The organism is Pelagibius sp. (genome assembly GCF_028289705.1).
Classification (GTDB): Bacteria; Pseudomonadota; Alphaproteobacteria; order Kiloniellales; family Kiloniellaceae; genus Pelagibius.
Genome location: NZ_JANQOI010000142.1, coordinates 1 through 10,564, shown reverse-complemented (window position 1 = coordinate 10,564; position 10,564 = coordinate 1). Strand labels below are relative to the sequence as shown.

Sequence of the window (10,564 nt, the reverse complement as noted above, 5' to 3'; positions counted from 1 at the left end):
GGCGACGGCAGAGGCGACCTCCAGGGCCTCCTCGACCTCCCAGGCCTGATTGGCGTCGATCATGAGATCCACGCTCTGCGGCAGTTCATCGCGGGCGCGGCGGATGAAGGCGAGATCGCGCGCGCGGTCGTATCCCACCTTGATCTTGCAGCCGCCGACGCCGCGTCCCAGCCAGTCGGCCGCAGTGGCGCTGAAGGCGTCCTCGTTGAGGGAGCTGGCATAGACTCTCGCCCCCTCGGCGAAGCCGAAGTGTTCGGCTGCCGAACGGCCCGCCTTGCGCAGCGCCAGATCCCAGGCCGCCGTGTCCAGCCCGGCATAGCAGTGCTCGAACACCAGTGGCTGGCCGACGTGCAGGGCATAGCGGGAGAGCGCCCGGTCGCAGGCCGCGGCCAGGGCGCCGGGATGATCGAAGTCTTGGCCGAGGATACGCGGTGCGATCACGTCTTCGATGAGATCGGCCTTGTGGAAGTGTGCCCGGGGCGGAAAGTTGGCCCAAACCTCTCCCCAGCCATAGGCGCCGTCGCCGTCCTCGATCCGAACCAGCAGCGCCGGCCGCCCGGCCATCTCGCCAAGGGACATCTGCGGCGAGCCCGGCACCTTGGCGTGGAGCGGGAAGGTCTCGACGCGCGCAACAGTGAAGGGCGGCAGCTTATCCATCGCGTTCCGCCGGGGCTGCGAGGTGGCGGTTGCCGGGGTGGATGCTGTCGTAGCCCCAGATCGCGTTGTAGGAGCCGACCGGCGCGCCGCGCGACTGCAGGGCGACGAAGAGCGCGACGAAGAGCAGCAGGCAAAGCCCCGCGCAGACCGTCAGCCCTGTCGGCCAGCCCAGCAGCCAAAGCCCAAGGATAACGGTGAGGCCGGCGCCCAGGAGTGCGAGGTAGCCGGTGACGATATGCACCGCTTCGAAGACCCGGCGCCGGACGGTCATCTCGTAGTGGTCGCCCGCGATCGCTTCGGGCGGGTTGGGCCGGCCGAACTCGTCCTCGGGCCCGCCCCGGGTGCCGCGAAGTTGCGCGTTGATCACCTGAAAGACCGCGAGGGCGATGACCAGGCCCCCGAGGCTGCCGTGGAGGCCGCCGGACCACTGCCAGCCCGGCTGCATCAGCGGAAGGCCGGAGGCGATGATCACCACCGCCACGCCGCTGTACTGCAGCAGGCGGTGCCAGTTCCACCAGAAGCGGTTGGCCAGTTCGCGGGGGAAGTCCTGGCCGGGCGTCACCTTGAAGAAGCGGGAGACGACGATCCCGGCGGGCAGCAAGAGGCCCCAGCCGAGCACCATCAGCCAGCCGTGCAGGGCGAGCCAGGGGACGCCGGTGTCCGCCGTTCCCCCGCCCGCCAGGTGGATGCGCAGGATGCCGTGTTCCTCATGGAACTCCAGGATCGCGGACTCCCCCGGCTTCAGTTGGGGACCCACCGCCCAAATCAGGGCGATCTCCGCCTGCGGATCGATGACGGCGTCGGAGGCGTCGCCGGGCTGCAGCGGCTTCTTGAACGTCAGCACACTACGCTCGCCCTCGGCGGTGAAGGCGGGCTCGATCAGGTCGTCGATGGCGTCCCGGCGCACGTCTTGCGCCTCTCGGCCGGTCAGGTGGTAGTCCGCGGGGGCCAGGCCGGGCCCGGCGATGGCGACGTCGGCGCCGGCCATCGCTTCGCCGAGACCCAGCGCCAGCCAGCGCCGGCCGTCAAATTCCATGCGAAAGGCCACCCGGTCGCCGTCGCGCTGCCAGCACAGCAGGCCGGCGCCGTCGCTGAGCGCCAGGGTCTCGGAGGCCGGATCGCAGGCGGCCTTGGCGGCCCCCAGTCCGAGGCCGTAAACCATGAACCCGGCAATCAGAATTCTCGAAAGCCACACGCCAGCGATCCTTATGAGTCAAGGATAGGCTATTGACAACTTGTCTAGGCGTCAATTTAAGATGTATGGTAAGATATCAGTTGAATTCCCAACAGGGAAGACGAATGGCCGGTCAACAGGCTAGGTGCTGGGAGGGAAGCCGTTGAATCGCACGCCGATCCGCTCGGCCCATGCGGATACCGCCTGCGGGGGAGCCATTTTCCTCGCGGCGGCGGTGATGTTCGTCCACACATTTTCCGACCGCTACGACATCGGCATGCTGTTCGGTGACGTCTCCACCGTGTTCTTCCCGCGGATCATTCTGGGGCTGATCATGCTGCTGGCGGCGGCCCTGGCCTGGAAGGGCCTGCGCGCCGGCGCGAACCGGGTTCTGGTCACCGTCGACCTGCGGCGCACCGCCCTGGCGTTCCTGATTGCCGCGGCGACCACGGCGGGTATGTGGTGGCTTGGATTTCTGCTGGCCACGCCCTTCGGCCTCATCGCTTTGGGACTGGTCCTCGGCTATCGCCAGCCGCTTCCCCTCCTGGCCGTGAGCATCGCCGGCCCGGCCATCGTCTGGATCGTGCTGGTGTTCGGCGCCAACGTTTCGGTGCCCGCGGGCATTCTCGGCTAGGCAGGGCCCATGATCGAGCATCTGCCCGCCGCCCTGACGCTTTCGGCCAGCTTCACGGTGCTGCTGGCGCTGATCGTGGGGACCATCGCCGGCATCATCGTCGGTGCCCTGCCGGGCCTCGGCACGGTTCTTGGGCTGGTGATGGCCCTGCCTTTCACCTATGCCCTCGACGGACCGACCGCCGTCGCGCTGCTGCTGGCGCTCTACGTCAGTTCGATCTACGGCGGTTCGATTTCGGCGATCCTGATCAACGTGCCGGGAACGCCGCAGTCCGCGGCCACGGTGTTCGACGGCTATCCCATGGCCCAACGCGGCGAAGGCGCCCTGGCGCTGGGCTGGGCGACCACGGCGTCGTTCATCGGCGGCATCTTTTCTCTCGTCGTGCTCATCCTGATCGCCCCGCAGCTTGCCAAGGTGGCCCTGGAATTCGGGCCCATCGAGACCTTCGCCCTGGTGCTCTTCGCGCTCACCACCATCGCCTGGGTGTCCAGCGGCGAGATGCTGAAAGGCCTGCTCTCGGCCTGCATCGGGCTGTTCCTCGCCTTCATCGGGCCCGACGACATGACCGGGCAGGTGCGCTTCGACTTCGACATCCTGTTCCTCTCCGGCGGTCTGGCGGTGATCCCCCTGCTGATCGGCCTCTTCGCCATTTCCGAGGTGATCTATCAGGCCGCCACCCTGACCGATGCGGAGATGCCCTCGGTCAAGTCCGGCGGCTTCAAGTTTCCCTCCTGGGCAGCCTGGCGGCCGCGCATCGTGACCCTGCTGCGAAGTTGCGGAATCGGCAGCTTCATCGGCGTCTTGCCGGGGACCGGTGCCACGGCCGCCGTCTTTGTCGCCTATGCCGATGCCAAGCGGCGCTCCGACACGCCGGAGAACTTCGGCAAGGGGGAGCCGGACGGCCTGATCGCCTCGGAAGCCTCCAACAACGCGGTCTCCGGCGGTGCCATGGTGCCCATGCTGGCCCTCGGCATTCCGGGGGACGGCGGGACCGTGGTGATGATGGGGGCGCTGACCATCCACAACGTGATCCCCGGCGTCCGCCTGTTCCAGAACCAGCCGGACGTGGTGCTGTCCATCTTCCTGCTGCTGCTGGCGGCCAACATCTTCATGCTGATCTTTGGGGCGATGGGCGCCAACGTCTTCTCGCGGCTGCTGCGCATCCCCATCACGCTTCTGATGCCGCTGGTGCTGATGATGTCGCTGGTGGGCGCCTACGCGGTGCGCAGCAATCCGGTGGACCTGGTGGTCGCCCTGGGGGCGGGGCTCGTGGCCTTCGTGCTGCGCCTCAACAGCTTTCCCTTGGCACCGATCATCATCGGCTTCATCCTCGGCGGCGCGCTGGAGATGTCGCTGCGCCAGGGCCTGGTGATGACCGACCAGAGTTTCCTGCGCTTTTTCGAAAGCCCCATCGCGCTGTTCCTTTTCGCGATTACGGCACTGATCGTCGCCAACCTGATCCTGGGAGACCGCCTGCTGCGCTTCTTGCCGGGGTTCTCGGCCAGGGAGCGTAAATGACCGACCGCATCGTCTTTCTCGATAAGGGGACCATCGGACCCGGCGTCACCCTGCGCCGACCAGGCTTCGACCATGACTGGCAGGAGTTCGAACGCACCGCCAGGACCGATGTCGTCGAGCGCTTGGCCGGCGCGCGCATCGCCATCACCAACAAGGTCCCGATCCGCGGGTCCGATCTGGAGCAGCTTCCGGACCTCGGCCTCATCGCCGTCGCGGCGACCGGCTATGACGTCATCGACACCGCGGCCTGCGCGGCCCGCGGCGTGGTCGTCTCCAACATCCGCGGCTATGCCGGGCATACCGTGCCGGAGCACACCTTCGCCCTGATCCTCGCCCTGCGGCGCAACCTGGCCCAATACCGGGCCGAGGTGCTGGAAGGGCGCTGGGTCAAGGAGGATCAGTTCTGTTTCTTCAATCGGCCGATCGGGGACCTGGCCGGGACCACGCTGGGGGTTGTCGGCGCCGGCGTCATCGGCCGGGCCGTGGGCGGCATCGGTGCCGCCTTCGGCATGCGGGTGCTCTATCACGATGACTATGCGCCCCAGGCGCCGGACAACGGCGCGCTCGTGTCGCGCGCGGAGCTGGTTGCCGAAGCCGATGTGATCACCGTGCACTGCCCCTTGACCGAAGAGACCCGCGGCATGATCGGCGCGGCCGAGTTCGACGCCATGAAGCCGCATGCCCTGGTGATCAACACCGCACGCGGCGGCATCATCGACGAGGAGGCCCTGGTCACCGCCATCGAGTCCGACCGCATCGGCGGGGCCGGCATCGATGTCGCATCCGTGGAGCCGACCCCGCTCGACCATCCGCTGATGCGCATCGCCAAGCGGTGGAACGTGCTCTTCACGCCCCATGTGGCCTGGGCTGGCGTACAGGCCATGCAGAGCCTCTGCGATCAGCTCATCGACAACATCGAAGCATTTCACCGGGGTGAACCCCGAAACACGGTCGTGCCGGCGCCTCTGTAGGGCACCGGTGCTTCATTCATGGGAATGGATAGGGAGGAAATGATGAGAAGGCTATTGAAGAGAGGTTTCGTTGCGGCGGCGATCCTGGGGCTCGGCGCCGGGGCCGCGCTGGCCGACTATCCGGAAAAGACCATCGAGGTGGTCGTGCCCTACGCCGCGGGCGGCGGCACCGACACCGGCGCGCGCCTGCTTTTGCCGGAGCTCGAAAAGGTGCTCGGGCAGAGCATGATCATCAAGAACATCCCCGGTGCCGGCGGCACCGTGGGGGCGACGCAGTTCAGCCGCATGAAGGGCGACGGCTATTCCCTGGGCTTTCTGCCGGTCGGCACGACGACCACCCAGCCGCACCTGCGCAAGCTGACCTATGACGACAACAGCTTCGAGCCGGTCTGCCTGACCATCCAGGATCCCATGGCCGTGGCCATCGACCCCGGCTCCCCGATCCAGTCCATCGACGAGTTGATCGCCAAGGCTAAGGACCAGACCCTCTCCGCCGGCGGCCCGCCGCCGGGCTCCCTGCCGCATATCGCGCAGGCGGCGGTGGCCAATGCCTATGGCGTGCAGTTCAAGTATGTGCCCCACGAAGGTGGGCCCGCCGCTTCCAAGTCTATCCTCGGCGGCAAGCTGGACATTCTGGTGGATCCCATCGGCTCGGCGATCAACTACGGCCTGCGGCCCCTGGTGCTGCTGGATGGCAAGCGCCATGCCTCGGTGCCGGACCTGCCGACCATTGACGAGGCGGGCGGACCGCCGCTGCGCTATTCCATCTGGTTCGGCCTCTTCGCGCCCGCGGGCACGCCGGCCGAGATCGTCAAGCAGCTCTCGGACGCCTGCAAGGCGGCGACCACCACCGATGCCTACGTTCAGGCCGTGGCCAATGCCAAGCGCACGCCGCGCTTTCTGCCGCATGACGAGTTCAAGACCTTCTTCAAGCAGCAGTACCAGGCCAATGCCGAGTTGATGTCGGTCATCGGCCTGAAGAAGTAGCGGGACAACCGCTTGCGGCGGGCCGGTTCAGCACGGCGCTGCAGCCCGCCGCAAGGGTTTCCGGAGAGGCCATGACCTCGGGCAAGATCTACGTGAACCCGCCGACGGCGGCGCCGCTGAAGGCGGAGCGCGCCGGGCGCCTCGACGCCATCGGCTATCCCGTGGAATGGAACGACCTCGGTCGGCTCTTGACCGAGGAAGAGGTCATCGAGCGGGCCGGCGATGCCGTCGCCCTGGTGGCCGGGGCCGAGCCGATCACCCGGCAGGTGCTCGGGGCCGCGCCCAATCTGAAGATCGTCGCCAAGTTCGGCGTCGGCTACGACAACATCGACGTCGATGCGGCCAGGGACGCAGGCGTCGCTGTCGCTCTGGCGACCGGCGGCAACACGGAATCGGTGGCGGATTACACCTTCGCCATGATTCTCTCCCTCTGCTGTGACCTGCAGCGCAACGATCAGGTGGTGAAGTCCGGCCAATGGACCCGCGCCGCCTACCCGGGCCTCTGGGGCCGCACCCTGGGGATCGTCGGGTTTGGACCCATCGGCGCCGCGGTCGGCCGCCGGGCCGCCGGCTTCGGCTTGCACGTGCTGGCCTGCGACCCGCTGTTCGACCCCGCCGCGCCGCCGGCCAATGCCGACGAGATCGTGCCCCTGGAGGAGCTGCTGTCCCGCAGCGATGTGGTTTCCTTGCATGTCCCGCTCACCGGCAACCGGGCCCTGATCGACGAACAGGCGATTGCGCGCATGAAACCGGGGGCGGTTCTGGTGAACGCCGCGCGCGGCGGCCTGGTGGATGAGACCGCGCTTCTGGAGGCCCTGCGCCAGGGCCGGCTGCGCGGCGCCGGTCTCGACGTCTTCGAGTGCGAACCGACCCAACGTGCTCAGGAGTTCGCGGCGCTGAACGTCGTCACCGCGCCCCATATCGCCGGCAGCAGCGAGGTGGCCCTGGTCAACTCCCTGGATATCTGCGCCGAGGCCATCGAGGCGGCTTTTTTCGGCCGCCCGGCGCGGGCCCGCTTCATCGTCGAGCTGCCGAGCCCCTGAGTCCGGCCGGCGGTTGCGCCCAAAACAAGAGGGCCTTGTCTTCTTTTCTTTGCAGATGTGAGCGGCCGGGAGTTGCATGAACGCTGCAGTTCAGTGCAAGATTTTGCACAGAGGGACGGAGAGGTCTCGATACGCTTCGTCCCGTGCCCGGTGTAACCGATTGAATTCCGATTGATTCAATCTCTACGGAAGGATTGGCAGGAGCGGCGAAGACTTGGCACGCGACTTGCTTAATAAAAGAACCAACAAAAAATGGGAGCGCATGCAGCGTTCCTGAGAAACAGGAGGAAATGCCGGGATGACAGCCGAAAACTAGGATCGCTCAAGGCCGCTGCCCGCCGCAGGCTGCGCGGGCGGTTGTCGTCGACCGGGATGCGCAGGTCTGCGTCCTGGCCGATGACGGGAACGCGGGTCTTCTTGGGCCCGCCGCTTCGGAACGGTCAGCGATCCATCGGTGAAATTTGCCAGACCTCTTGAGCTTCGACCCCTCCGTTGGACGATTGATCGGGCCAAAGGCTGGCGACTGCGTTTACTGCATGCGAGTGCAAGGGTTAACACGGGAGGACTAATGATGAGAGTGTTTACGTTGATGGCTGCGGGTGTTGCGGCCACTTTGGCTATGGCGGCGAACAACGCGTCCTATGCGTCCGATGCCTGCCAGGATGGCGAGATCGTCATCAAGTTCAGTCACGTCACCAATACCGACAAGCACCCCAAGGGCATCGCGGCATCGCTCTTGGAAAAGCGCGTCAATGAGGAGATGAACGGCAAGGCCTGCATGGAGGTCTTCCCGAGCTCTCAGCTCTACAACGACGACCAGGTGCTCGAGGCCATGCTTGCCGGCAACGTCCAGCTTGCGGCCCCCTCGCTGTCGAAGTTCGAGAAGTTCACCAAGAAGTTCCGGCTCTTCGACCTGCCGTTCCTCTTCGACGACATCAATGCCGTCGACCGCTTCCAGAACTCCGCGGACGGCCAGAAGCTGAAGGACGCCATGCGCCGCCGCGGTCTGCAGGGCCTCGCCTTCTGGCACAACGGCATGAAGCAGATCTCGGCGCGCCAGCCGCTGATCCAGCCTTCCGACGCCGAGGGCCTGAAGTTCCGGGTCCAGCCCTCCGACGTGCTGGTCGCGCAGATGGAGGCGTTGCAGGCCAACCCGCAGAAGATGGCCTTCTCCGAGGTCTACGGCGCCCTGCAGACCGGTGTCGTCGACGGCCAGGAGAACACCTGGTCCAACATCTACGGCCAGAAGTTCTTCGAGGTGCAGGACGGCATCACCGAGTCCAACCACGGCATCATCGACTATCTGGTGGTCACCTCCACCACGTGGTGGAAAGAGCTGCCGGCCGACGTCCGCGACCAGTTCAAGACCATCCTCGATGAGGTCACGGCGACCCGCAACGCCGCCTCGACCAAGGTGAACGAGGAAGCCAAGCAGGCGGTGATCGCCGCCGGCGGCACGGTGCGCAGCTTGACCAGCGAACAGCGCGCGCAGTGGGTGGCGGCGATGAAGCCGGTCTGGGCCAAGTTCGAGAAGGACATCGGTGCCGAGCTGATCGCTGCCGCGCAGGCCGCGAATGCGACCAACTAGTCCTTTGCGGTAGGTCCTTGTCCCGGCCCGGGCTGTCCCGGGCCGGGCTCTTCTCCGCGGGGGAGTTTCTTCTAGCCGGGCATGGGGGGTAGCATGCACGTCGAGCCCAAAACGAAGATCGGGCGCATCGTCAATGAGATCGAGGAAACCCTGATCGCGGTTATCCTCGGCCTCATGACCGTGGTGACCTTTGCGAACGTCATCGCACGCTATGTGTTCAACTCCAACATTCTCTGGGCGTTGGAGACCACCGTTTTCCTCTTCGCCTGGCTGGTCCTGATCGGCGCGTCCTACTGCGTTAAGACCCGCGCTCACCTGGGCGTCGACGTGGTGCTGCACATGGTCTCGCCTGCTGTGCGGCGCATTCTCGCGATCATCTCCGTCGCCGCCTGCCTGGCCTTCAGCATCCTGCTGCTGATCGGCTCCTGGAACTACTGGGCGCCCTTCGCCGCCCTTCCCATGCTGGACGGCACGCTGAACGACCAGGCCTGGTACGAGGTCAACGACATCCCCATGCTGGATTTCCTGCGCTTCATCGAGGCGTCGATGAACGAGGGCGAGGCCTATGAAAAGCTGCCCCGCTTCATTCCCTATGCCGCCCTGCCCATCGGCCTGCTGCTGCTGACCTTCCGCTTCCTGCAAGTCGCCTGGAAGGTGCTGACCGGCGAAACCGACATGATCATCGCCAGTCACGAGGCCGAGGAGATGGTCGAAGAAGCCGCCGCCAAGGCGGACAAGGAGGGCTGATCCATGGCTGTTACCTTCCTCTTCCTGATGGTGATCCTGCTGCTGTTGATCGGCGTGCCGATCGCCATCTCCCTCGGTCTCAGCTCGATCATCTTCCTGCTGGTCTATTCCGATGCCTCCCTGGGCTCGGTGGCGCAGACCCTGTTCAACGCTTTCGCCGGTCACTTCACGCTGCTGGCGATCCCCTTCTTCATCCTCGCTTCGACCTTCATGTCGACCGGCGGCGTCGCCCGGCGGATCATCCGCTTCGCCATCGCCTGTGTCGGCCACTTCCAGGGCGGCCTCGCCATTGCCGGCGTCTTCGCCTGCATGCTCTTCGCCGCGCTCTCCGGCTCTTCGCCGGCCACGGTGGTCGCCATCGGCACCATCGTCATCGCCGGCATGCGCCAGGTGGGCTACAGCAAGGACTTCGCCGCCGGCGTGATCTGTAACGCCGGCACCCTGGGCATTCTGATCCCGCCCTCCATCGTGATGGTGGTCTATGCCTCCGCCGTCGACGTCTCGGTGGGCCGCATGTTCCTGGCCGGCGTGATCCCCGGCCTGGTCGCCGGCCTGATGCTGATGATCGGCATCTACATCACGGCGAAGGTGCGCGGCCTGCCGGCCCAGCCCTGGGCCGGCATCGGTGAGATCCTGGCCTCGGCGCGCGATGCGGCCTGGGGGCTGATGCTCATCGTCATCATCCTGGGCGGCATCTACGGCGGCATCTTCACGCCGACTGAGGCCGCCGCCGTGGCCGCCGTCTACGCCTTCATCATCGCCAACTTCGTCTACAAGGACATGGGGCCGCTGAAGGGCGAGGGCGACCTGCGCCATGGCTTCCTGACGCGCCCGCAAAGCCTGGTCACGGTCCTGGTCCACCGCGACACCAAGCACGCCCTCTTCGAGGCCGGCAAGACCACCATCATGCTGCTCTTCATCATCGCCAACGCGCTGATCCTGAAGCACGTGCTGACGGAAGAGCAGATCCCGCAGTCGATCGCCTCGGCCATGCTCAGCGCCGGCTTCGGCCCGGTCATGTTCCTGGTGATCGTCAACGTGATCCTGCTGATCGGCGGCCAGTTCATGGAGCCCTCGGGCCTCATCGTGATCGTCGCGCCGCTGGTCTTCCCCATCGCCATTTCGCTGGGGATCGACCCGATCCATCTCGGCATCATCATGGTGGTGAACATGGAGATCGGCATGATCACGCCGCCGGTGGGGCTCAATCTCTTCGTCACCTCCGGCGTTGCCGGCATGCCGATG

Annotated in this window: 10 protein-coding genes; 8 read left to right on the top strand and 2 right to left on the bottom strand. The window is 66.1% G+C overall.

The features are described from left to right. A partial coding sequence (locus Q0996_RS18280) for an enolase C-terminal domain-like protein (protein WP_299623028.1) occupies positions 1-657 on the bottom strand: 657 nt, incomplete at its 3' end. Continuing rightward, entirely contained in the window at positions 650-1,852 is a 1,203-nt protein-coding gene (locus tag Q0996_RS18275; RefSeq protein WP_299623025.1) for a cytochrome and DOMON domain-containing protein, read from the bottom strand. The genes Q0996_RS18280 and Q0996_RS18275, both read right to left, overlap by 8 nt. A gap of 142 nt (positions 1,853-1,994) precedes the next feature. Between Q0996_RS18275 and Q0996_RS18270 the strand changes: the two genes are divergently transcribed. The 8 genes from Q0996_RS18270 to Q0996_RS18235 form a co-directional block, all read left to right on the top strand. Further along, the gene (locus Q0996_RS18270; protein ID WP_299623023.1) at positions 1,995-2,465 is read left to right on the top strand and encodes a tripartite tricarboxylate transporter TctB family protein; all 471 of its coding nucleotides are present in this window, start codon (positions 1,995-1,997) and stop codon (positions 2,463-2,465) included. 9 nt (positions 2,466-2,474) lie between these two features. Then, positions 2,475-3,983: a tripartite tricarboxylate transporter permease gene (locus tag Q0996_RS18265; RefSeq protein WP_299623021.1), complete on the top strand. Its 1,509-nt coding sequence runs from the start codon at positions 2,475-2,477 to the stop codon at positions 3,981-3,983. Next, entirely contained in the window at positions 3,980-4,954 is a 975-nt protein-coding gene (locus Q0996_RS18260) for a D-2-hydroxyacid dehydrogenase (RefSeq protein WP_299623018.1), read from the top strand. The genes Q0996_RS18265 and Q0996_RS18260 overlap by 4 nt, the downstream gene beginning before the upstream one ends. A 42-nt stretch (positions 4,955-4,996) precedes the next feature. Next, entirely contained in the window at positions 4,997-5,941 is a 945-nt protein-coding gene (locus Q0996_RS18255; RefSeq protein WP_299623016.1) for a tripartite tricarboxylate transporter substrate binding protein, read from the top strand. Positions 5,942-6,012: 71 nt separating this feature from the next. After that, positions 6,013-6,984, top strand: a complete 972-nt coding sequence (locus Q0996_RS18250; RefSeq protein ID WP_299623013.1) for a phosphoglycerate dehydrogenase — start codon at positions 6,013-6,015, stop codon at positions 6,982-6,984. A 589-nt stretch (positions 6,985-7,573) separates the two neighbouring features. Next, on the top strand, positions 7,574-8,572 hold the full coding sequence (locus Q0996_RS18245; RefSeq protein ID WP_299623010.1) for a DctP family TRAP transporter solute-binding subunit: 999 nt from the start codon (positions 7,574-7,576) through the stop codon (positions 8,570-8,572). A gap of 93 nt (positions 8,573-8,665) precedes the next feature. Further along, positions 8,666-9,319, top strand: coding sequence for a TRAP transporter small permease (locus tag Q0996_RS18240; RefSeq protein WP_299623007.1), 654 nt, complete (start codon positions 8,666-8,668; stop codon positions 9,317-9,319). A 3-nt stretch (positions 9,320-9,322) separates the two neighbouring features. Next, a partial coding sequence (locus Q0996_RS18235; RefSeq protein WP_299623005.1) for a TRAP transporter large permease occupies positions 9,323-10,564 on the top strand: 1,242 nt, incomplete at its 3' end.